Origin of the sequence: Saccharopolyspora elongata (genome assembly GCF_004348985.1) — a bacterium.
GTDB classification, from domain to species: domain Bacteria; phylum Actinomycetota; class Actinomycetes; order Mycobacteriales; family Pseudonocardiaceae; genus Saccharopolyspora; species Saccharopolyspora elongata.
The window spans coordinates 38,342-60,382 of sequence record NZ_SMKW01000038.1 but is presented as its reverse complement, the minus strand read 5'-3'; the positions used below and the strand labels follow the sequence as shown (position 1 = coordinate 60,382).

At 70.3% G+C, this 22,041-nt stretch carries 16 protein-coding genes; 5 read left to right on the top strand and 11 right to left on the bottom strand.

Features of this window, described 5'->3' with window-relative positions:
* Positions 1 to 229 precede the first annotated feature (229 nt).
* Complete coding sequence (locus E1288_RS47170) at positions 230 to 394, top strand: hypothetical protein (RefSeq protein WP_165968264.1); 165 nt, start codon at positions 230 to 232, stop codon at positions 392 to 394.
* Between the two features lie 94 nt (positions 395 to 488).
* Here E1288_RS47170 and E1288_RS26125 read toward each other — a convergent pair whose 3' ends face one another.
* The gene (locus tag E1288_RS26125) at positions 489 to 2,117 is read right to left on the bottom strand and encodes an alpha/beta hydrolase (protein ID WP_132489486.1); all 1,629 of its coding nucleotides are present in this window, start codon (positions 2,115 to 2,117) and stop codon (positions 489 to 491) included.
* A gap of 263 nt (positions 2,118 to 2,380) precedes the next feature.
* Here E1288_RS26125 and E1288_RS26120 point away from each other — a divergent pair, with 263 nt between their 5' ends.
* Together E1288_RS26120 and E1288_RS26115 are read left to right on the top strand one after the other, a co-directional pair.
* Positions 2,381 to 2,572 (top strand): hypothetical protein, encoded by a 192-nt coding sequence (locus E1288_RS26120; protein ID WP_132489484.1) that lies wholly within the window; start codon positions 2,381 to 2,383, stop codon positions 2,570 to 2,572.
* 154 nt (positions 2,573 to 2,726) lie between these two features.
* Complete coding sequence (locus E1288_RS26115) at positions 2,727 to 4,550, top strand: alpha/beta fold hydrolase (protein WP_132489482.1); 1,824 nt, start codon at positions 2,727 to 2,729, stop codon at positions 4,548 to 4,550.
* An 88-nt stretch (positions 4,551 to 4,638) separates the two neighbouring features.
* On the opposite strand, the gene E1288_RS26110 is transcribed toward E1288_RS26115, so the two are convergent.
* The 3 genes from E1288_RS26110 to E1288_RS26100 are packed head-to-tail and all read right to left on the bottom strand — an operon-like array spanning position 4,639 to position 7,702.
* Positions 4,639 to 5,478: a carbohydrate ABC transporter permease gene (locus E1288_RS26110; RefSeq protein ID WP_132489480.1), complete on the bottom strand. Its 840-nt coding sequence runs from the start codon at positions 5,476 to 5,478 to the stop codon at positions 4,639 to 4,641.
* On the bottom strand, positions 5,478 to 6,329 hold the full coding sequence (locus E1288_RS26105) for a carbohydrate ABC transporter permease (protein ID WP_235883808.1): 852 nt from the start codon (positions 6,327 to 6,329) through the stop codon (positions 5,478 to 5,480). Before E1288_RS26105 ends, E1288_RS26110 begins: the two co-directional genes overlap by 1 nt.
* A gap of 32 nt (positions 6,330 to 6,361) precedes the next feature.
* A complete protein-coding gene (locus tag E1288_RS26100) occupies positions 6,362 to 7,702 on the bottom strand; it encodes an extracellular solute-binding protein (protein WP_132489476.1) in 1,341 nt (446 codons plus the stop codon).
* A gap of 118 nt (positions 7,703 to 7,820) precedes the next feature.
* On the opposite strand from E1288_RS26100, the gene E1288_RS26095 reads away from it, so the two are divergent.
* Positions 7,821 to 9,038, top strand: coding sequence for an ROK family transcriptional regulator (locus E1288_RS26095; protein WP_132489474.1), 1,218 nt, complete (start codon positions 7,821 to 7,823; stop codon positions 9,036 to 9,038).
* A gap of 80 nt (positions 9,039 to 9,118) precedes the next feature.
* On the opposite strand, the gene E1288_RS26090 is transcribed toward E1288_RS26095, so the two are convergent.
* The 6 genes from E1288_RS26090 to E1288_RS26065 form a co-directional block, all read right to left on the bottom strand.
* Positions 9,119 to 14,005 (bottom strand): DUF6531 domain-containing protein, encoded by a 4,887-nt coding sequence (locus E1288_RS26090; RefSeq protein WP_207954556.1) that lies wholly within the window; start codon positions 14,003 to 14,005, stop codon positions 9,119 to 9,121.
* A gap of 100 nt (positions 14,006 to 14,105) precedes the next feature.
* Entirely contained in the window at positions 14,106 to 14,699 is a 594-nt protein-coding gene (locus tag E1288_RS26085; protein ID WP_132489472.1) for a YbaB/EbfC family nucleoid-associated protein, read from the bottom strand.
* A gap of 124 nt (positions 14,700 to 14,823) precedes the next feature.
* A complete protein-coding gene (locus E1288_RS50450; RefSeq protein WP_132489470.1) occupies positions 14,824 to 15,894 on the bottom strand; it encodes a type VII secretion target in 1,071 nt (356 codons plus the stop codon).
* Positions 15,895 to 15,914: 20 nt separating this feature from the next.
* Complete coding sequence (locus E1288_RS26075) at positions 15,915 to 16,676, bottom strand: ESX secretion-associated protein EspG (protein ID WP_132489468.1); 762 nt, start codon at positions 16,674 to 16,676, stop codon at positions 15,915 to 15,917.
* Positions 16,673 to 18,409: a WXG100 family type VII secretion target gene (locus E1288_RS26070; protein WP_132489466.1), complete on the bottom strand. Its 1,737-nt coding sequence runs from the start codon at positions 18,407 to 18,409 to the stop codon at positions 16,673 to 16,675. Before E1288_RS26070 ends, E1288_RS26075 begins: the two co-directional genes overlap by 4 nt.
* Positions 18,410 to 18,460: 51 nt before the next feature.
* Positions 18,461 to 18,886, bottom strand: coding sequence for a hypothetical protein (locus E1288_RS26065; protein WP_132489464.1), 426 nt, complete (start codon positions 18,884 to 18,886; stop codon positions 18,461 to 18,463).
* Between the two features lie 176 nt (positions 18,887 to 19,062).
* Between E1288_RS26065 and E1288_RS26060 the strand changes: the two genes are divergently transcribed.
* Positions 19,063 to 21,138, top strand: a complete 2,076-nt coding sequence (locus tag E1288_RS26060; RefSeq protein ID WP_235883807.1) for an AfsR/SARP family transcriptional regulator — start codon at positions 19,063 to 19,065, stop codon at positions 21,136 to 21,138.
* A gap of 42 nt (positions 21,139 to 21,180) precedes the next feature.
* On the opposite strand, the gene E1288_RS26055 is transcribed toward E1288_RS26060, so the two are convergent.
* A complete protein-coding gene (locus E1288_RS26055) occupies positions 21,181 to 22,038 on the bottom strand; it encodes an SGNH/GDSL hydrolase family protein (RefSeq protein WP_235883806.1) in 858 nt (285 codons plus the stop codon).
* Between the last annotated feature and the right edge of the window lie 3 nt (positions 22,039 to 22,041).

Below are 22,041 nucleotides of genomic sequence, written 5' to 3'. Positions count from 1 at the left end.
CCACCCGTCCGGCGCGGAGCTCCGGCGCAGTGTGCGCATTCGTGCGGCGTTTCCCCAAGAGAGCTGAAGCTCTTTCGGGGAAACGCCGTTTTCGTTTTCGCCGACAGGTGGATCTACGCAGCCCGGGGGAGCAGATCCGGGGATTTCAAACGATCAGCAACCCAGCGGACACTGTGTGCGTCCCAGTGATTACCGCCGAAAACGGCGCGCCGATACGAGGGGGTGTGTCATGGCTGATCTGGCCATGTTGGCGTTGTCCCTGATCGCGGTCGCTGCGGTGTTCGTTTCGCTGCGCAGGGAGGACGCCGAAGTCGACGAGCAGTCGGAGGCCGGTGAGATCGACCGGCTGCACCGGGACACCATTCCGATCCGGAGGAGGCCACAACTGCGATGAGTGCAAGGCGTCTCAACGGCCCGCGGGCGGCGAGCGGATCGAATCCACTCCCCGCCCGCGAGCTTTTTGCGCTACGCCAAGCCTTTTTCCGAGATCAGCCGAGCACGCCCGACAGCCGGTCCAGCTCGTCCAGCAGGCTCCGGCCGCCGGACTCGAGGCTGCGCGTCCCCGCCGGCTCCGGCGCCGGAGTGCCCTGACAGGTCAGGTCGCGCCCGGGCACCACGCCGTCGAGCAGGTACGCCGTGGTCGCGTCGTCCACGCAGGCGTTGCCGATGCCGAAGACCCCGTGGTCGCCTTCGCCGCGGACGGTGATCATCCGCGAGCCCTGGAACTTCCGGTGCGCGACCTCCGCGCCTTCCCACGCTGTCGCCGGGTCGTTCTCCGACTGGAGCATGAGCACCGGCGGGAGGCCCTTGCCCGTGGGCTTCGGCAGGTTCACGTCCGGGCGCTCCCAGAACACGCACGGCTGCACGATCGAGTAGTAGCCCATGGTCGGGAACAGCCGCCCCTCGACACCGGACCGCGCCACCACCGACTCGGGGGAGCCCCGGAACTGCGTGTCGTTGCAGCGGATCGAGTACAACGTCGCCGCCATGCTGTCGTTCGGATCGGCCTGCATCGGCATGGTGCGGGCCCGCGCCTGCGCGAGCACCGGGGCGACCTCGCCCGCGCCGTCCCGCAGCGCCGCGAGCGTGCCGCCCAGCCGCGGGAACGCGAACTTCGAGTACATGCTCTGCACCACCAGGTTGTCGAGCGCGGCGTGGTCGACCGGCGGGCCGTCCGGCGACGGCAGCGGATTCGCCTTCAGCGCCGCGCGCAGTTCGTCCACAGTGGCCTGGACCTGCTGCGGATCGGTGCCCAGGTGGTAGGTCGCGTCGTGCGCGGCCAGCCAGGGCAGCACGTCCTCGCGCCAGCGGCGCTCGAAGGCCATCGGCTGCCAGCCGAAGACCTCCTGCCAGTTGCCGGTGAACTCGGCGTTCGAGTCGAGCACCACCTTGTCCACCGACTGCGGGAAGTAGGTGGCCAGGTAGGCGCCGAGCCAGGTGCCGCCCGAGACGCCATACCAGTTGATCTTCTCGCGCTGCTCGACCTGGCGGAGCAGGTCGAAGTCGGCCACCGTCTGCTCGGTGGTGACGTAGCGGCCGAGCTCGCCGCTGTGCTCCTGGCAGTCGGCGGCGAGCTGCCGGGTCATGTCCATCAGCGCCCTGATGCTCTCCGGGCTGCGATCCCGGACGTCCATCCCGGGCACCGCCTCCTGCGGTCCACAGGAGACGGTGCTGCTGTTCCCAGTGCCGCGCACGTCGATGCCGTAGACGTCGAAGGCGTCCATCACCTCGGGGATGCCCATGGTGAGCATCGCCAGCGGCATGCCGAGGCCCGCGCCGCCGGGTCCGCCGGGGTTGGTGAACAGCGCGCGGTCACTGGGGCCGTCGGCGGGCGACAGCTGGGTGACGGCGATGCTGATTTCCTTGCCGTTGTTCGGGTTGTGCCAGTCCATCGGCGCGGTCATGGTGCCGCACTGGAGTCGCTCGGATCCCGGCGGCAGGTCCGGCGGGAGTTCGGGCGGGAAGCACGGTGCCCACTGGATCCGCTGTTGCGCGAATTTCGCCGGCACCTCGAACGGCGGCTGGGGTGGCGCCTGCTGGGCGAGGGCGGGCTGAGCGGCGACCAGCAGCACCCCCAGGGCTGCGGTAACCCCTAACGCGCGCAAGGATTTTCGCATCGGGTCCCCTCTCACGTTGCGTTCACTTAAAGCTGCAAGATCATTCGATCAGGTGAACACAAGAGCGGGGTACTGCCGCTTGTCGAAACTATCCGTGACAAATGTCAGGAGCTTCCGGCCGCAGGAACGCAATTCCTCGAGAAATGTACGTTCACGCCGATGAACCTCGATTTCTCGGGAAATCACACCCCGGCTTCGAAAGGTGATCCGGATCACCTGGAACTCGGGGGTCGCCGCGGACAGGACTGGGCGCGGGAGAGACATTGCGCAGCCGGGTGCGAGCCGGGGATCCGGCCGCATTCGCGCGGCTATTCGACGGCGGCGGAACCCGCGACCGCAGCCGGACAGGAAGGGGGTGGACGCCCGATGGCGTCCCGTTCGCCTTCGTGGAGACGAAGGCCGTGCTGGAGCGGGGCGTGGTCGACGGGATCGGCCAGGTTCCGGGCGGGCGGTAGGAGCTCCGGTGGCGGCGGTTTCGCGCGAAACCGCCGCCACCCCTCACGAGATCCGCCGGTTTCGCGCGAAACCGGCGCGGTGCCGCTCCCGATGGCAGGGGAGCTCGGCGTCGAGTGCTGGACAAAATATGTAGACCGGTCTAGTTTTTTCCGCATGGTGATCGAGAGCGGTAGGACCGACAGGGCGCCGGACACGGTGGTGTTCGGCGCGACCGGGTTCATCGGCCGGTGGACCGTGCTGCACCTGCTGGACCAGGGCCGCACGGTCGCGGCCGTCCTCCGGGAGCGCGGCGGGATGAGCCGGGAGGCGGAGTTGCGCGGGTGGCTGCGCGATCGCGGCGCGGCCGACGACCGGCTCGTGGTCGTCGCCGGTGATCTCACCGGTGGTCCCGGCCTGGGGCTCAGCTCAGCCGACGACGAGCGACTCGCCGGTGTGCGGGACGTCTTCAACACCGCCGCCCTCTACCGGTTCGGGCTGCAGCGCGAGGAAGCCAGGGCGGTCAACGTCGAGGGCGCCCTCAACGTGCTGCACTGGGCCGCCGCCCGCCGCGATCTGCGCAGGCTGGTCCACGTGTCGGGCTATCGGGTGGGGCTGGACCGGCAGGCGCGGTATCCCCTCCCCGAGGCCGAACTCGCGGCGCTCTACCGGGACAAGGGCGCTTACGAGGGCTCCAAGTTCGAGGCGGATGCGGCCGTGCGCGTCGTCGCCGCCCGGCTGGCGGTCCCGCTGACGGTGGTGAATCCCAGCAGCGTGATCGGCCACTCGTCCACCGGCGAGGCCGGCCAGTACATCGGCCTGGCCGAACTGGTCCGCCAGCTGTGGACCGGGCGGCTGCCCGCATTGCCCGGAACCGCGCGCACTTTCGTCCCCGTCGTGACCGTGGACCACTTCGCGAGGTTCATGGCCGCCGTCCCCGAACACGACCCGGAGCCCGGCGGCCGGCACTGGGTGCTCGACGCGGACACCCCGGGCCTGTCCGACGTGGTCCGGATGCTCGCCGACCACCTGGGCGTGCGCGCACCGCGGACCCGCGTGCCGGTGTCCCTGGTCCGCCGCCTCCCGACCGCGCTGACCGGCGCCGACCCGGAAACATTGGACTTCCTGGTCGAGGACCGCTACGACACCGCTTCGGCGGACCGGGTCGCCGAAGCCGCCGGACTCCGGCAGCCACCCGCCGGGACCGCACTGCGCCGCTGGGCGGACCGGCTCGTGGCGGACCGGTTCGGCGCGACTTCCGCCGCGCTCCCCGGCGGCTTCCACGACATCGCAGGCTCCCGGACCTACCTCGCCGGCGACTGGACCTCGCCCGATTTCGTGCTCCTGCACGGGCTTCCGCTCGACGGCGAGTCCTGGCGGGGCGTGCTCGGCGAGCTGGGGGACTCTCGCGCCCTGGTCCCCGACCTGCCGGGCCTCGGCCGCTCGGCCCCGACCGGAGCCACGCCGCCGGACTGGCTCGCGGACCTGTTGGCACCCGTGCGAACCCGGCCCGTGATCGTCGCCCACTCGGCGGCCACCGCGCCGGCACTGCGCTTCGCCGCCGCACATCCCGACCGCATCGCAGGCGTGCTCCTGGTTTCGCCCTACTTCCTCCAGGCGGAAGCCTCGAAGCTGCTCCGCGCGCTCGCCGCGCCGCTGCTAAAGCGGATCTCCGTCCCGCACCTCACGGCTGCGCTCCTCGGCGTCGCCCCGCCCGCCGAAGCCCGCCAAGCCGTTGCGAGCGCCGTCGCCCAGCTGCGGCGACCTGGCGTCGCCCGCCGCACCGGCCGCTGGCTCAGGGACGCGAACCGGCCTGAGGAACGCGCCGCCCTCCGCGCCCTGCTCAGCGACGCCTCGGTCCACATCGTTGCCGGGCAACAGGATCCGCTGATCAGCGCCCCGGGATCGGCCACCGTCACCACCATCCCCGGCGCTGGGCACAACCCGCAGCTCACCCACCCAGCCGCGGTCGCCGCTGTCATGCGGCGGGTCGGTGCTTGACGGTCCCGCCAGGCATCGGCGCCGCCCCCTTCCCGCAATTTCCATTGAAATTGAACCTTCGATTTCAATGGAAATTGCGGCGAACGGATCAGTGCTTGATGGCTCCTGCCAGGTTGAAGGCGCCGCCGAGGGTTCGGCCGACGATCACGTACAGGGCGATCACCGGGGCCGTGTAGAGGATCGAGTAGGCCGCCAGCTGGCCGTAGGCGATCAGGCCGCCCTGGCCGAAGAAGGTGAACACGCCCACCGATGCGGGCTGCTTCGCCGGGTCCAGCAGCAGGACGAACGGCACGAAGAAGTTGCCCCACGCGGTGATGAACGTGAAGATCGCGACCACCGCCATGCCGGGCACGATCAGCGGCAGCACCACCGCGCGCAGCGCCTGCATCGCCGACGCGCCGTCCACCCACGCCGCCTCCTCCAGCTCGATCGGGACGCCGTCCATGAAGTTCTTCGTCATCCAGATCGCGATCGGCAGCGACGTCGCCGCCAGGAACAGGGTGGTGCCGAACATCGAGTCGATCAGCTCCAGCCGCACGAACATGCTGTACACCGGGACCATCACCGCGGTCATCGGCAGGCCGGAGGCGAACAGCACGACGTACAGGAAGGGCCGCCGGAACCGCAGCTGGTAGCGCGACAGCGGATAGGCGCACAGCACCGCGGCGACCACCGAGATCAGCGCCGCACCGCCGCTCATCAGCAATCCGTTCCACAGTGGACGAACGCTGGTCTCCCAGTCGAGCACCTGGCCGAAGTTGTCCAGGGTGAGCGCGGCGGGCAGCTGCGCCGCCAGCGGCGCGTCGGCGTCGAACGCGGCCGTGACCAGCCACAGCAGCGGAGCCAGGAACGCCAGGGCGATGGCCGCGAGCACCAGGTTGACCACAGTGGACACCGAGCGCCGCCGGGCGGAGGTCACCGAGGCCATCAGGCACCTTCCCGCCAGTTTCCCGGCTCCCTGAGGCTCTTGGCGTACACGACCGCGAACAGGCCGCCGATCAGCAGCAGCACCAGGGAGATCGCGGCGCCGTAACCGATCTCGTCGAACTCGAACGCCGAGTCGTACATCAGCAGCGGCAGCGTCTGCGTCGCGGCGCCCGGGCCGCCGGCGGTCAGCACGTAGATCATCGTGAACAGCCCGATCGTCTGCAGCGTGATGAGCATCAGGTTGGTCAGCACCGACCGCCGGATGATCGGCAGCGTGACGTGCCAGAACCGGCGGAACACCCCGGCGCCGTCGACCTCCGCAGCCTCCACCAGGTCGGTCGGCACCTCCGACAGCGACGCCTGGTACACCAGCATCGAGAAGGCGGTGCCCCGCCAGACGTTGCCCAGGATCACCGCCACCATCGGCGCGCTGTAGAGCCAGTCCTGCGCGCCGAGCCCGAGCCCGGTGAGCAGCCTGTTCAGCGTGCCGTCGGCGTTCAGGAACGCGTACACGGCGAAGGCCGCGACGAGCTCCGGCAGCACCCACGCCGACACCACGACCGTGCCGACCGCGCTGCGCACCCAGCGGCTCCGGTGCTGCGTCAGCACGGCGATGAGCATGCCCAGGCAGTTCTGCCCGATGACCGCCGAGCCCACCGTGAAGACCACCGTCAGCCAGGCCGAATGCCACAGCGCCGGATCGGTGAGCAGCCGCCGGAAGTTCTCCAGCCCGATGAACTCCGGCGCGGTCGCCGCGGCCCCGGTCAGCGCCGCGTTGGTGAGCGAGACGTAGCCGCTCCACAGGATCGGACCGGCGACGAACAGGCCGAGCAGCAGAAGCGCGGGGGCCATCGGCACCAGCCAGCGCCCCACCCGCGCCGCCATCAGCCCGGCCGGGTGTTCGCCGGCTGCACGATCCGCGACACCTGCTCCGACCAGCGGTCGGCGACCTCGGCGGGCGGCTTGCCCGCCACCACGTCGAGCACCGACTGCTGGATCGCCTCGGAGACCTTCGGGTACTCCGGCTGGGCGGGCCGGTAGTGCGTGTTGTCCAGCAGCCCGATCCAGAACGCGTTGAGCGGGTTGGCGCCGACCACCCGCGGATCGGCGGCGGCGTCCGCGCGGACCGGCAGGTTGCCGCTGGCTGCCGTGTAGGCCACGACGTTGTCCTTGGTCATCGCCTGCTTGATGAACTCGAACGCGTCGTCCTGCTTGCGGCTGGACGAGCTGATCGCCAGCGTCCAGCCGCCGGAGAGGGTGACCGTGCCCGGCGGCTGCCCGTGCTGGGTGGGCATCGGCGTCGCCGCCATCGTCCGGCTCCAGTCCTGCCAGCCGGAATCCACCCAGTTCCCGGAGGCGAAGCTGCCGTCCAGCCGGATCGCGACCTTGCCCTCGCGGGTCAGGTCGTCGCGGAACACCTTGTCGTACTGGGCATCGGCGATCTGCGCTCCGCTCTGCGTCAGTCCCTCGGCCAGCGCGGTGGACAGGAAGCCCATCGCATCGGCGAAACCCCTGCTCGGCGCGATCCACTTCTGCTGCCGGTCGTCGTAGAGGGTGCCGGTTTCGGTGCCGTACAACAGCATTTCGACGGTCTGCATGCTCACCGACTCGCCCTCGGCCTTGCCCAGCGCGAGGTCCATGGCGATGACGTCCGGGCGGCGCTGCTTGACCTGCCGGGCGGCGGCGAGGACGTCGTCCCAGGTCCGAGGCCGCCAGTCGGCGGGCAACCCGACCTCGGCGAACAGCTCGCGGTTGTACCAGAGGCCGCGGGTGTCGGTGTCCAGCGGAACGCCGTAGGTCTTGCCGTCCTGCGCCCGGCCCGCCTGCTTGGTGGTGTCGATGTAGCTATCCCAGTCGGGCCACTGCGCGAGCCGGTCGTCCAGCGGCGCCAGGTATCCGGCCGCTACGTCGGAGTTCACGTTGAAGCTGTCCTCGTAGAGCACGTCCGGTGCGGTGGACGGCGAGCGCATCCGCAGCTGCAGCTTCGACAGGTACTCGCTCTCCGGCGCGACCACCGGATCCAGCTTCACGACCTTGCCCGGATGCGCCTGCTCGTACTGCTGCTTGACCCGCTGCATCCACTGGTCGACCTGCAACGTGTTGCCGTACCGGTGGTAGGCGACGCTGATCGTGTTGGGGTCGTCGGCCGCACCTCCGCCGCACGCGGCCAGCACGACGACCAGGGTGGTGGTGATGAACGCGGACAGCGCCTTGCTCCGACGCATCGCGGCCTCCCGCCGGCAGTGGTTGCGCCTGACCTGAGATCCGGATCACACTCTGGGCAAGATAATTCCATTCGATGGAACAAGTCAACGATCTTGCTGCCCCAGACGAGGAGCGTCGATGGCGAAAGCGTCCTGGCAGGGCACGAATCTGCCGCGGGTGGGCGGGTTCAACCGTGCGGTCGTGCTCGACGCGATCCGGCAGCACGGCGAGGTCAGCCGCGTGGAGCTGGCGCGGCGCACCGGGCTGACCGCGCAGACGATGTCCAACATCGTGCGCGCGCTGATCGACGACGGACTGGTCACCGAGAACGGCCACGCGCCGTCCACCGGGGGAAAGCGCCGGGTGCTGCTGAAGGTCGTGCCGGACGCGTACTCGGCTGTCGGCCTGCACCTCGATCCGGAGCGGATCACCGGCGTCCTGCTGGACCTGGCGGGCGGTGTGCGGATGCGCAGCCGACGCCGCGTGCCCGACGACACCTCGCCCGAGGCGGTCGGGGCGGCGCTGGCCCGCACCTTCCACCAGCTGGTGCGGCGTTCCGGCATCGCCGACGGCCGGGTGCTCGGCGTCGGACTGGCGGTGCCCGGTCCGCTGGACGCGGCGAACCGGCGGGTGCTCGGGCCGCCGAACCTGGCCGGGTGGGCGGATGTTCCGCTCGCCGACATCGTCGAGGGCCGCGCCGGGCTTCCGGTGGTGATGGACAACGACGCGACGGCCGCGGCGATCGGCGAGCGGTGGACCGGCCGCGCGGACCGCGCGGGCTCGTTCGTCTACGTCTACCTGGGTTCCGGAGTCGGCATCGGCGTGGTGCTGGGCGATCAGGTGCATCGCGGGGTCAGCAACAACGCCGGCGAGATCGGCCACGTGCACAGCGGCGGCGGGCGCGAATGCCATTGCGGCAGGAAGGGATGCCTGGAGGCGTACTGCTCGATGCGCGCTATCGTCGCCGACTGGCGGGCGGCGACCCGGGAGGAGCCGAACGGGGAACCGGTCGCGGCGACCTACGAGAGCCTGTGCCGCTCGGCGGCCGACGGCGACGCCACTGCGACCCGGGTGCTGCGAGTGGCGGCGACCCGGTTGGGCCAGGCGTTGGCATCGGTGGTGAGCGTGCTGGACGTCGATCGCGTGGTGCTCGGCGGGCCCGCGCTCCGGCATGTGGCGGAGCTGGTGCGGGCCCGCGTGGCGAAGGTGGTCGACGCGCAGGTGTGGGCGCCGAAGGTGCGGCCGGTGCGCGTCGAGACGGCGCTGATCGGCGACGACGCCGGGGCGGTCGGCGCGGCGTCGCTGGTGCTCGACCACGCCTACTCGCCGCGCCTGACCACCCTCCTCGGCTCCTGAATCCCGGAGCACCACAGCGAGAAGGCGTCTGAGGTTCCGCTACCCGCACCGCCACGCAGAACGAGGTTGGAAAAACCTCACTAGAACTTCTTGAACATGTCGCCGTACTGGTTGTCCCAGACCGACTGCTTCTTGGTGCCCGGGTAGCAGTGGTAGCTCACGTCGTTGGAACCGCCGCTGAAGTTGCCCGACACCTGGTATCGGACGCCATCGACGCTCTGCGCCGGATTGGCGCCCTCGTAGATCGATCCGTCCGGGCGCCTGAAGCCGTCGTGGCTGATCTTGTCGAGATCCTTGCTCGCCTTGTCGTCCGCCTTCGCGGCCTCCTGGTAGCGGTCGTTCGCAGCCTTGTACTCGGCGTAGGACTTCTCGCCCTTCCGGAGGTCCTCCCAGGCCTGATCCCGCTCCCGCTTCGCCTCGAAGCGAGCGTCGGCGGTGCCCCCGTCCTTGTAGGCCTCCAACTTCTCCTGGCGTTTGAGGTCCGCGATCTCCGCGGCGTTCTTGCCGAAGTAGTCCTTGTGCGCCTGATCGCCGACGTTCTCCGGGAACTTGTTGGCGCCGGAGTTGCTGACGTTCTTGTTGTCCATCCCGGTGATGTGGGTGGTCTGGTGCTTGTTCTGGTGGGCTTCGACCTCGACGTTGTACTTCTTGCCGTTCACGTCGTACGTCCCCACGGGCTTCTGCTCGAGCGCCTTGGGCTCCGGCCGGTCCGTGTTGCTGCCGCCCTGGTTCGAAGGGCCTTGCCCGTTGTTCCCGGTCTCCGGCGTGTTCGGGGCCCCGTGCTTGCGCCCGGTCTTGTCCTTCGACCCCGCGGTGGCCCCCTGGCCCTGGCCGCCCTTCCCGCCGCCCTTCTTCGGCATCAGCCCCAGCGGGTCCTTGGCGCTGTGCGGGTTGCCGACGTAGGCGACGGGGTTCGGGGCCGGGGCGAGCCCCAGCGGGTCCTGGCTGAGGTAACGACCGGTTGCCGGGTTGTAGTAGCGGTAGACGTTGTAGTTCAGGCCGGTTTCGAGGTCGGCGTACTGGCCGGGGAACCGCAGCGGCGTGCCGGCGGCGGCTGGCGGGGCAGGCAATTCCCTGCCCCACAGGCTGTTTCGGCCGTGCCAGGTGAGCATTCCGCTGGGATCGACCAGATCGGTCGCCGTCCCCACCTGGTCGGTGATGACCGAGTGGAACCGCTCCTGCGCACCCGCGCCGCGCTCGAGCTGGGCGACGGGCGCGTCGTCGTCCGGATGATGCGCCCAGGTCGTCACCGTGCGGCGGCCGCCGGCGTCGGTGTGCACCTGCTCGATCAGCGTCCCGCCGTCCCAGACGAAGTCGGTCTGCTCGGCCACCGTGGACAGGTCGGGAGCGAGTCGCTGCTTGGCGATCCGCCGGCCGACCGGGTCGTACCGGTACCGCCAGATGACGCCCTCCGGGGTCGTCACCGCGACCAGCCGGTCGTAGGAATCCCACGCATAGCGCCAATTCCGGCCGGTGTTGTCGGCGCGGAGGACCAGCCTGCCCTGCGCATCGTGCTGGAAGGTGACCGCCCCCGCGGCGATCAGGCTGTTGCCCGCATAGCGCCGCGGACCGGTCTCGGCATCGTTGAGGCCGTTGGACGCGACGACGTTCCCCGACCCGTCGTACCGGTAGCTCTCCCGCCGGTCCGGTGCGATGACCTCGACCACCCGGCCGGACGGGTCGATCTGGTAGCGAATGCTCCCGGAGAGCCCGTCGTCGGTGCCGATCAGCTTGCCGTCGGGTCGGTAGAGGAACCGTCGCCGCAGCACTTGCCGACCCGAGCGTTCCGTGACCGCCTGCGAGGTGAGCCGCTGCTCGCCGTCGTACGACTGCACGAGGGTCACCGCGCCGTCGATCGAGCGGTTGATCTGCTGACCGGCGGCGTCGTAGCCGAAGTTCAGCGAATGCCCGGCGAAGGACAGGCCGGTCGCCCGGCCGGCGGCGTCGTAGTTCCAGGCGCTGGCCACCCCGGACGGCGTCTGCCGCCGGATCACGCCGTGCTCGCTGTCGTAGGCGAACGTGACCGACCGGCCGTTGATGGTCTCCGCGGTGATGCGTCCCTGGTCGTCCCGCTCGAACTCGAGGACGGCGTCGTCGTTGGTCGCCCGGATCAGGTGGCCGACGGGTGAATAGGCGTACTTGGTGACGCCCGAGGGAGCCCGCCACTCGACCAGGTTGCCGAGCGCGTCGTAGACGTATTCGGTCTCCTCGCCCGCACCGTTGACCGAGCGCACGAGCTGTCCCGCCGGGTCGTAGGCGTAGCGCAGCACCCGGCCGTCGAAGTCGTGCTCCTCGACCACCCTGCCCGCGAGGTCGTAGACGTAGCGCCAGGTCTGGCCCTGCGGATTCGTGACGGAGGTCAGCCTCCGCTCGGTGTCGAAGGTGCGCGTGGTGCGCGCCCCGGTCTGGTCGACGCTGGCCAGCTCGACCTCGAACGGGCCGTACTCGGTGGCGGTCACCCCGCCGATCTCGTCGACCTGCGCGATCTGGTTGCCCTCGGGGTCGTAGCGCCACTGCACCCTGTTGCCCAGCGAGTCGACGCGCCAGGAACGACGGCCTTCCACGGTCCAGCCGAGCTGGATCCGCCCGCCACCCGGCGTCGTCGTCTCCCGGGGGCGTCCGAACAGGTCCAGCAGCCGGGGGTCGGCGGGCTCGGTGAGTTCCGGTTCGGTGGTCTCGGCGCGTCCGGATCGGATGCTCTCGACGCTGAGTCGCGGTGCTGCGCCGACCTTTCCGCTGAACGGGTCCAACGCCTCGCCGTCGTAGGCACGCGCCCAGGTGCGCTCACCGTCCTTCACCTCGATCGAGGAGACGGTGCCGTCCTCGGCGAGGTACAGCCGGACGGTGCTTCCGTCCGGGCGCGTGATCCACCTCGGCTTGCCCAGGCTGTCGTACTGGTAGTACGTGGTCCGGCCCAGCGGATCGGTCCGGTCGAGCAACCGGTCGTAGCGATCCCACGTCGACAGCGTGGTGTTGCCGAGCGCGTCGGACTCCCGCACGAGCTGCTTCGCGTCGTTGAACTCGAATTCCTTGACGCCGCCCAAGGAATCGGTGTACCGGGTGATCGACTCGTCGTAGGTGAAGGTGGAGTCGAAGAAGCCCTTGTCGCCCACCGTCCGGACGCAGCGGCCGTGCTCGTCGTAGATGTAGCGGAACCAGAACCCGTTGCGGTCCTGCCACTCCGTCAGCCTGCCCGCGCTGTCGTACTGGAACAGCAGAGCCTTGCCCGAGGAGTTGACCACCTCGGCCAGGCGGCCCTTGGCGTCGTAGCCGTACCGCATCACCAGCACGTCGAGGTCGCGTTCCGGGTCGACCACGCGGAGCGCGGTGATTCGCTCCTGCTCGCTGTCGATCTCCACCCGGTACCCGTCGGAATGCTGGATCGCCTTGGGCGGGCCGAACCGGCGGTGCTCGACGTCGAGCCGGCGACCGTCCTCGTCCTCGACCGACAGCAACGGCAGCACCGGGTCGCGCCCGGTCGGCGGGCCGAATCGGAGGATCTGGTTCAGCTGCGCGTTCTCCAGGCTGTAGCCGCCGTCCTCGTCCAGGTGCAACGGCCACCGCGGGCCTTCGACCGGCAGCACCGGGGCTTCCGCCGACGGCAGTGGGTAGACCAGGATCATCCCGTCCGGGGAGAAGTAGCAGACGTTCTCCGCGTCGACCTCCAGCCGCTGGTCCAGCGTCGAGGCCCACGACTGGCCGAACCAACGCCCCGCCCGGTACGACGAGACGTACATCCGCTGCAGCACCAGGCTCAGCGGGCCCTGGATCTCCAGGTCCTTCTCGGTCATCACCATGTGACCGGTGGCGAGGTCGACCGGCTCGGAGCCCCCGGTGCAGATGTCCTCACCCTTGATCGACCGGTCCCTGGGGTTGTCCGGCTTGTTGCTGGAACCATCCGGCTTGTTGTTCGACCGCGTCGAAGCCGGGGAGTTGTTGCTCGGCGACTGGGAGCGGGAATTCGAGCCGGGCGTGGGCGATCCGTCGTTGCCGCCGAGCGAGCGGTCGCCGCCCTGCGAGCCGCCGTTGCCCCCGGACCGGTTGGACGACCCCCCGTCGTAGGAGGTCGAGGAGGTCTGCGACGGGCCGTTGTCACCGGTGTTCCGGTTCGGCGTGGAGTGGTCGCCGGAACCGCCCCTGGAGCCGTTCCCGTCGTTGCCCGTCGAACGGGTCGGAGCGGGGCTGTCGGGCTTGTTGCTGGAGCCGCCCTTGTCCTTCTTGATCTTGTCGAGGGCCTTCTTCGCATCACCGAAGCCGTCACCCAGCTTCTTCATCAGCTTGCCCAGCGCCTTCATCGCCTTCACAAGCTTGGTGGTGACATCAGCGATTTTGGCCACCGTCTTGGCCACCGCCGTGACGACCTGAGGCACCACCCAGGCCATCGCGATACCCAACGTGGCCAGCACCTGCAACGCCCACGACACCAGATGACCGACCAGCTCGGCGATGATGTCACGCACCAACGTGCGCACCGCCGCCACGACCTCACCCGCCGTGCCGACGCCTTCCGAGGCACCCTCAGCGGCCTTCTGCGCCGCCTCGATCAGCTTGCCCGTGTCCTCACTGCGCTTCCGATAGGAATCCGCCGCATCACCGGCCCAGTCCGCGACATCACTGTTGACCATGTTGGTCATCTCGGTGTTGATCTCACCGAGCTCGGCGGCGACGTTCTTCCACGTCTCCGAATGCGCCTTGATCTGATCCGCATCACCGGTCAACGCATCCAGCGCGTCCGACAACGGACCCACGTGCTCCATCAACCAGCCGACACCAGCCGCGAGGATCGACCCGAACGGATCCAACGCCATGCCGAGCGCGTCCAGACCGGTGCCCACCGCACCCATCACACCGGACGCCCAGTCCCCGGACTCGATCGCCTTCTTCGTCTCATCAACGGACTCCATGATCGGAATACCGCTGAACGACTCCGTCGAATCCTTGCGCTCCGCCACCAGCGGATTCGTCATGACAACACTCCAGGAGAAGATCAGGTCGAGGGCACGTCAAGACCGACGTCACCCGCTGAGGTGAGCCAGGCCGGGTGCCGGTGCACTGGGCGGCAGGAAGTCAGTCGCGCAGGGGGTCGAAGTCGGGGCCGAACTCGTCGTCATCGTCCTCGAAGTTGGGCCGCTTCTTCGGCGCTGCGGGCGGGTTCGACGCAGCCGGGGGTGCCGGCGGGGGAGGCGGCGGAGCCGCTTCTTCGTCCGCGGGGGCGTCCCACTTCGAGGAGACCTCGGGCTCGTCGGACTCGTCCTCCGGCTCTTCGGGGAAGCGCTCGCGGAGGTTGTCCAGCATCATCGTGCGCGTTTCCAGGTCCTCGTCGCCGAGGTGGGCCGACATCGTCGCGCCGACCTTGTTGGCGATGTCGGACTGCGCGCGGTGCATCGTGGACAGGATCTGGCTGGCCAGCTCCGACGGCGGCAACGAGCGGACCTTGTCGGTGAACTCCAGGTCCGTCACGCTGCCGTCGGCGCGCACCGTGACCTTGATGTGGCCGCCGTCGCTGGTCGCGGTCAGCCGCAGCTGCTCGGTCTCGGCCTGCATGGCCTGGTAGCGCTGGGCCTTCTCCTCGAAGCCCTTCGCCCACTCCTGGATCCGCCGCTCCGCTTCGTCCGGGTCGGCCCCGATCGCAGCGAAGCCGCCCTGGTTCTGGCCCGGCATTGCACAACCTCCAAAGAACTCTTCATCTGCGAACCGCCTGCGCCCAGGTGCGGGCCGGCAGCACTCCCGGCCGCTGAGCGTCGTCCGTCATCTGCTTCGGCTCGTACCGCTGCGACGGCTCCACCTACTGCGTCGGCGGCGTCCTGTACTGCCGCGGTTCCCCCTGCTGCGACGGCTCGAAGCGCTGCACCGGCTCAGCCGTCTGCTTCGCCTCGAACGTCTGCACCGGCTCGGCCATCTGGAACGGCTCCGCCCGCTGAGCACCTTCTGCCTGCTGGAACGGCTCGGCCATCTGCTTCGGCTCCGCCTGATGCATCGGCTCAGCCATCTGCTTCGCCTCGAACGTCTGTACCGGCTCGGCCATCCGGAACGGCTCCGGCCGCTGAGTACCCTCCGCTCGCTGGAACGGCTCCGGCCGCTGCATCGGCTCCGCGTACGACGCAGGCGTCACCTGCTGCTTCGCCTCGAACTGCTGCGCCGGCTCAGCCATCTGCTTCGCCTCAAACCGCTGCATCGGCTCGGCCTGCTGGAACGGCTCCGGCCGCTGAGCGCCTTCGGCCATCTGCTTCGGCTCGAACCGCTGAGCACCCTCCGCCATCTGCTTCGGCTCCATCGGCGTTCCCTGCTCCGCCGGGTAGCTCGGTGCCGACGCGGGGATGGTTCCCTGCTTCTGCGCGGACGACTCGTCGTCGGAGTTCATCACCGGGCCGGATGCCGAACGTCCCGCGAACTCCTGCGGCATGCCCTGGCCCGCACCGCCGGACTGCGCGTTGTACCCGGACGGCGTCGTGCTCTCGTCCGAGCCCGACGGGACGCCCGCCGAACCGGATCCCGACACCCCGCCAGCCGACGCCGGGACGCCGAGCTGCGCGACGGCGGATTCCTTGACCCGCACCGCGTCGTCGAACTTGCCGAAGTTGTCCGCGCCCGCCTCGTCGGTCTCCTGGTACTCCTTGGCCGTCTGGCGCACGTTGTCCGCCGTGGTGGCGACGCCCTCCTTGGCGGCCTTGAGCGCGTCCATGCCCTCCTCCTCCATCGGGTTGATGATGGGTGGGAGGAACGAGCACAGCAAACCGTAGGCATCGTCGGACATCGCCTGCTCAGCAGCGGAGATCGCGGTGTCGAAGCGGTCCGCCAGACCATCCAGGTGGCTGGCGTGCGCGGTCAGGTCCTCGGCTTCGACCTGGAACGTCATGGCTGTACCTCTTCAGCTCGTCAGTCGAGTTTGCCCAGGACTTCGGCCAGACGGTTTTCGATGCGGCGGTTGTCTGCCGGGGCGATGCTCAACCAGGCGCCTTCGCTGACCATCAGGTAACGGCCCTCGTTGGTGTCGAACCAGGTGACCAGCGTCGACGACCGCTCCGAGCGGTGCGTCACACCGAACTGCCCGCCACCGATGCGGGTTTCGGACAGCTCGGCCAGCGCCGCGGCTTCCGATCCGGACAGACCTGCCCGGACCAGCGCGGTCTCGTCGTCGTAGTCCCCGCCGAACGGGTCGTCTTCATCCTCTTCGAGCGCGCTGTTCAGCTGCTCCTTGCGCAGCGACAGCGTGCGCTTGGTGCCGGGTTCGCCGGGCGGCAGCACGCTCACCGCGGCCAGGGCCAGCGCGGTGGGCCGGATCTCGGTCAGCAGCAGCTGGTCGCCGGCCAGCTGGGCCAGCACTCCGGAGCGGTGGGTCGCCGCCGCGAAGGCCTGCACCGGTGCACCGAGGTGACCGACCGCGTCCACCGAGGTCTCGTGCTCCACCAGCAACCGGAGCATCGCCACCAGGTCCTCGTCGAGCTCATCGCCCTTCGCGAGACCGCGGCCGGCCAGCGAGCGGAACGCGTCGGCGGCGAGGTCGGCGCGTTCCTCCATCGTCCGGCCCAGACTGGGCACCTGCAGCGGGAACTTCGGGCGACCGAAGCCGAGTGCGCCGTTGACCAGGTCGTACTCGGCGGCGGTCAGCACGAAGTTCGGTGCTGTCGTGGTCGTCATTCGTTGTCCTGCCGCTTCTTCCGCTTGCCTTCACCGATCACCGGCGGCGGCAGGTCGGCGCCGGGCACCTCGACGATCTGGCCGCCCTGCACGTACTTCATCCGGCGTTCGTTGTCCTCCTCGCCGCGGCCGCGCTGACCGGCACCGGCGCCGCCCATCGGGCCGGCACCCATCCCGGCCGCGCCGGCGGAACCGGGCGCGCCAGGCGCACCGCCCATGCCCCGGCCGCCGAAACCGCCCTCACCCGGACGTCCGGTACCCGAGGTACCGCCGGCGGTCATGTTCGAGCCGCCACCGGCACCGCCACCAGCGCCACCGCCGCCGAAACCACCGGCGCCGCCGGCTCCCATGCCCGGGATCGGCGGAACCGAACCGCGGAATCCGCCGCCACCGCCACCGGGACCGGTGCCCACAGGTCCGCCACCGACGGGGCCGCCACCGGGGATCGGGCCCGGGCCCCGCCACGGCTGGTTGCTGCCGGGCTGGTTGTTGTTGCCCGGCCCGCCGGGACGGTTACCGGGCCAGTTGCCGCCCGGCACGGGCGGAACCTCCTGGCCGAACGGCCGCGGCTGGTACGTGTGATCGCCACCACCTGGCCCACCGGGCAGGGGCGGCGGCTTGAAGCTCTGCGGGCTCGTGCCCTGCGGCGTCGTGCCGGAGACATCGCCCAGCGGCGGCATGTTCGGGCCGCCGAACTTGGGCATCGGCATCGCCTTGGTCGGACCGTCCATCCCACCAGGGCCGCCGAACTTGGGCATCGGCATCGCCTTGGTCGGACCGTCCATCCCACCGGGTTTCCCGGGTACGCCACCAGGACCACCGGGAACCCCGCCCAGCGGCGGCATCTGCCCACCGGGGGCACCAGGCCCACCGGGCACACCACCGGGACCACCGCCAGGACCGCCGGGAACACCACCGGGCATGCCCGGGCCACCGGCAGCAGCCGGGTTCGTGCCCTCCGGCGTGGTGGGGGTGGGCGGCATCCCGCCGGGGCCGCCAGGCGCACCGGGTCCACCCGGCGCTCCAGCGGGCACCGCGTCCCCCGCCGGGGTGCCCTGCTCCTGCGGGGTGCTGGCGGGCAGCGCGCGCTTCGCCGTGAACGCCTGCATCTGCTCCACCGGGTTCGGCGGGGGCTCGAAGCTCGGCGTGTCCTTGTCGATGTTGCGGGACTCGTTCTCCATCCAGTCCATGACCTGGACGGCGCGCTCGTGCGAGCTGGCGGCCTTGGCCTCCTGGACCTGCAGGTCCGCTGTGGCCTGCATGAAGCCTGCGAGATCGCCCGCGGTGTAGGTGCTGACCAGCGTCACGGCCAGGTTTTCCTTGCCCTTGACCGGCTCGGGCATCTCGGTCTTGGCGACCTCCATGATCCGGCCCTGGGTGGCGATCCGTTCCGACAGCGTGCCTGCGGCCGAACCCGCGTCGCTGTTCCAGTCGGCCAGTTGCTGGATCGCCGAGCGGGCCGCGTCGGCCGCCTCGCCCTGCCAGCCCGCTTCAGTGGAGCGCAGCTGCTCCGACATCCGCTGCGAGGACTCGTCGATGTCGCTGCTCAGCGAGTTCCACTCGTCCGCGAGCTGGCCGACCCGACCGGGGTCGTTGTTGTTGTGCACCGCCGCGTAGAGCTCTTCGTGGCTGCGCGACGCCCAGTTCTGCGTCTCCGTCAGAACGACGTCCTGACCCAGGCCACCCTGCCTGGCTTGCAGCTCGCCGCCCTGCTTGGCTTTCAGCTCTGTCATCTCAGGCTTTCATCCCCTCGGCTGCGGCAGGTGCGCCCCCGCAACGGGCCATCACATGGGGTTCCGGATCGCGTCATTGGCGATCTTGCGGAACGACTCCGCTGCTTCCTCGTCGGCGCGCTCGTAGGTGCGCATGGCCGCTTTGATCGCGTCCCGCGCTTCTTCGAGGACCTCGCGGTACGTCCTCAGCGCATCGTTGAACGAGCGCCCGGTGCCCTCGGCGCGATTGGCGAACTTCGCCGCCATCGCCTCGCCGACCGGGTTCTCCCCCAGCGGGGCCTTCCCGGTGAGACCACCCGCCCTGGACACCCAGGAGTCCACTTTGGACATCTGGTCTTCCAGCGCGGTGCGGATCTGCTCGCCGGCCTCCGGGTCCAGGCGCAGCTGCTGCGATTCCACCGCTTGGCGCAATCGCTTCACCCCAACGACGGAGCGCTCCAGGTTACGGGCCGCCTGGAATTCCTCGGGTTCGCTCATGAATCCCCCAGACACAACATCACCTTGGCTATGATCACAGACGTCGCCAACGTCATCCCAACGCCCGACCAACTCCCGTTGGCGGCGGCCGCACTCGCCCGACGAACGACTCGATCGAAAAGCGGATGCCTTCTCCGAGAACCCGACCGCAACTGCGGATTCGCTTGCTGGGCCCGATGGAATTGCTACGAGCAGATGGCGGCGCAGCCGCTATCGGTGCCGCCAAACGGCGCAATGTGCTTGCTGCTCTTGCCATCGATCTCAACCGCGTCGTCTCCGCGGACCGGCTGATGGACATCGCCTGGGACGGCCACCCGCCGCCCACGGCCAGGGCCTCGCTGCAGGGCCACATCGCCCAGCTGCGCAAGGACCTCGGCGACGGCGTGGAGCTCGTCACCCGTTCCCCGGGTTACCTGCTGCTCGCGCCCCGTGCGCTGCTCGACGTGACGCGGTTCGAGGATCTGGTCGCGGCCGCCAGGGACGCGTCCGACGCCGACGCGGTCGAGCTGCTGCGCGACGCGCTGGCCCTGCGCCGCGGCCCGGCCCTGGTCGACATCGAGGCGGAGGCTCTGCGCCGCGACGCCTCGGACCGGCTGGACGAGTCGGTGGTCACCGCGGTGCACGAGCTGGCCAGGCGGCTGAACCGGCTCGGTCGCGCCGCCGAGGCGATCGAAGAGCTCCGGGAGGCCGTCGCGATGCGGCCGCTGCGCGAGCCCCTGGTGGAGCTGCTCGTGCTGAGCCTGCACCAGGCCGGTCGACAGGCCGAGGCGCTCGACGTCTTCCACGACACGCGGATCCGCCTCGCCGACGAGCTCGGCGTCGCCCCCGGAACCGGCCTGCAGGAGGCCTTCCACACCGTGCTCAGGGCCGACGGCGAGCGACCGCCGGCTCGCGTTCCCTCGCAATTGCCCAGGGAGAACCGGGGTTTCGTGGGCCGTGGCGCCGAACTCGCGCAGCTGGACGCGGCGCTGGACGACGACGGCCCGATCCGGATCCTCACCGGCCCGGCGGGCGTCGGCAAGACCGCGCTCGCGCTGCGCTGGGCGCACCAGGTGGCGGCGGACTTCGAGGACGGCTGCCTGTTCGTCGACCTCCGCGGGTTCGACGACGCGGATCCGGTGGCGCCGGCGCAGGCGCTCAGCGGTTTCCTCCGCGCGCTCGGGGTGCCTGCCGCGCGGATCCCCGACGACCTCGACGAACGCGCCGCGCTGTACCGCTCGGTGCTGGCGGACCGGCGCCTGCTGGTGGTCCTCGACAACGCGCGGTCGGCCGCGCAGGTCCGCCCGCTGCTGCCCGGCAACTCGGGTTGCGTGGTGCTGGTGTCCAGCCGGAGCCGCCTGGACGACCTGGCGGCCACCGAGGGAGCGGTCCGGCTGTCGCTGCCGGTGCTGGACCGGCAAGCGGCGGTCGCCGTTCTGCGGCTGCTGCTCGGCTCCGAGCGGGTCGCCGCCGAGCCCGCCGCGGCTGCCGAGCTGGCGGAGCTGTGCGACCGGCTCCCGCTGGCGCTGCGGATCGCCGCCGCCCGCGGCGCCAGCCATCCGCACTTCACGATCCGCTCGCTGACCGACATCTACTCCGACGAGCGCCACCGGCTGACCAGGCTGTCGCTGCCGGACTCCGGCGGGAGCATCCGCGCCGCCCTGACCACCAGCTATCGGCGGCTCGACGACGCGTCGGCGCGACTGTTCCGGCTGCTGGGCGAGCACCCCGGCGCCGAGGTCGACTACTTCGCGGCCGCCGCGCTCGCGGGCACCAGGCTCCGGGACAACCAGGCCCGGCTGGAGAGCCTGGTGGCGGTCAACCTGCTGCACGTGACCGGCCCCGGCCGGTACGGGCGGCACGACCTGGTCCGGCTCCACTCGGCGACCCTCGCCGCGGCGGAGCCCGCGGCCGACCGGGACGCCGCGATCACCCGGCTGCTCGACTACTACCTGCACGCCGCCGAAAGCGGCCTGCGCGCGGTCGAAGGTCCGGCGCGGCGGCCCGGGCAGCAGGCCGCGCACCCGCTCGCCGAGCTGCCCGACCTGCCGACGGCGCAGGCGGCGCTGAACTGGTTCCGGACCGAAGAGGACAACATCCAGCACGCGCTCGCGCTGGCGACCGCGCGCGGCCAGCACGACCGGGCGTGCCAGCTCGGGCTGTACCTGGACCGCTTCCGCCGCCACCTCGGCGGGCCCGGCCCACGCGAGCTGGGCGAAGCGCTGGCGCAGGCGTTCTTCCCGGGGCACATCTGGGGGAACTCGGTCTTGTAGCAGCAGAAAGCCCCCGCAGGTGCGGGGGCTTTCGGGGTCATGTCAGGACCGGATGTGCTGCACGGCTGCCGCGACGGTTCGGCCGAAGACCTGCATGCCCTTGGCGTTCGGGTGCAGCGGCGCCGCGACCGACGTCGGGACCAAGCCCTCGTAGTACTTCTCGGCCGGGGCCGCGCAGACGTCGTGGCCCTCGCTGACCGGGCCGAGGTCGACGAACTGCGCGCCGTGCGCCGCTGCCCTCTCGCCGAGCATCGCGCTCAATTTGTCCACACTGGACTGGATGTAGTCCGCGTCGCGCGCCCAGACCAGCTCCTTCGGGTAGCAGCCGCCCGGCCGGAGGTAGGTGCCGTAGCCGACCACCACGATCTCGGCGTTCGGCGCCCGGTGCCTGATCTGCGCGAGCGCGTCGTCGAAGCGCGGAACGAGCGCGTCGATCCGCTCCGCGAGCTCGTCCCCGCCGCCCGCGGTGAACTCGTCCGCGCAGGACGTTCCGAGCGGATCCGGGAGCAGGTTCACGCACGAAACCGCCGCCCGCACCAGCGATACGTCGTTGCCGCCGATGGTGACCGTCACCAGGTCGGTACGGTCGCTGAGCGCGGCGTACTGCGGGGCCATGACGCCGTGCTGCCTGCCGGAGAAGTCCTCGATCTTCGCGCCCGAGCAGGAGACGTCGGTCAGCTTCGCGCCGATCAGCCGGGCCGCCACCCGCGGGTAGTTCTCCTTGGAGCGGAAGCAGAGCAGGTTCGGGTCGGGGTTCGGCGTGAGCGGCCCGGCGGCCGCCGAATCGCCCATCGCCACGTATTCGAACTCGTCGGCCGCGTGCGCGGTGGGCGCGAGCAGCGCCCCCGCCACGGCGAGGGCAGAACCTAGTTGGGCGAGACGACCGAGCTGAGATCCCACGCG

Bases quoted from the DNA above. Each gene is read 5' to 3' on its own strand.
- E1288_RS26075 (WP_132489468.1), bottom strand. From the start codon at position 16,676: ATGACGACCACGACAGCACCGAACTTCGTGCTGACCGCCGCCGAGTAC.
- E1288_RS26090 (WP_207954556.1), bottom strand. From the start codon at position 14,005: ATGACGAATCCGCTGGTGGCGGAGCGCAAGGATTCGACGGAGTCGTTC.
- E1288_RS26100 (WP_132489476.1), bottom strand. From the start codon at position 7,702: ATGCGTCGGAGCAAGGCGCTGTCCGCGTTCATCACCACCACCCTGGTC.
- E1288_RS26065 (WP_132489464.1), bottom strand. From the start codon at position 18,886: ATGAGCGAACCCGAGGAATTCCAGGCGGCCCGTAACCTGGAGCGCTCC.
- E1288_RS26070 (WP_132489466.1), bottom strand. From the start codon at position 18,409: ATGACAGAGCTGAAAGCCAAGCAGGGCGGCGAGCTGCAAGCCAGGCAG.
- E1288_RS26105 (WP_235883808.1), bottom strand. From the start codon at position 6,329: ATGGCCCCCGCGCTTCTGCTGCTCGGCCTGTTCGTCGCCGGTCCGATC.
- E1288_RS26110 (WP_132489480.1), bottom strand. From the start codon at position 5,478: ATGGCCTCGGTGACCTCCGCCCGGCGGCGCTCGGTGTCCACTGTGGTC.
- E1288_RS26085 (WP_132489472.1), bottom strand. From the start codon at position 14,699: ATGCCGGGCCAGAACCAGGGCGGCTTCGCTGCGATCGGGGCCGACCCG.
- E1288_RS26115 (WP_132489482.1), top strand. From the start codon at position 2,727: ATGGTGATCGAGAGCGGTAGGACCGACAGGGCGCCGGACACGGTGGTG.
- E1288_RS47170 (WP_165968264.1), top strand. From the start codon at position 230: ATGGCTGATCTGGCCATGTTGGCGTTGTCCCTGATCGCGGTCGCTGCG.
- E1288_RS26125 (WP_132489486.1), bottom strand. From the start codon at position 2,117: ATGCGAAAATCCTTGCGCGCGTTAGGGGTTACCGCAGCCCTGGGGGTG.
- E1288_RS26060 (WP_235883807.1), top strand. From the start codon at position 19,063: ATGGAATTGCTACGAGCAGATGGCGGCGCAGCCGCTATCGGTGCCGCC.
- E1288_RS50450 (WP_132489470.1), bottom strand. From the start codon at position 15,894: ATGACGTTCCAGGTCGAAGCCGAGGACCTGACCGCGCACGCCAGCCAC.
- E1288_RS26095 (WP_132489474.1), top strand. From the start codon at position 7,821: ATGGCGAAAGCGTCCTGGCAGGGCACGAATCTGCCGCGGGTGGGCGGG.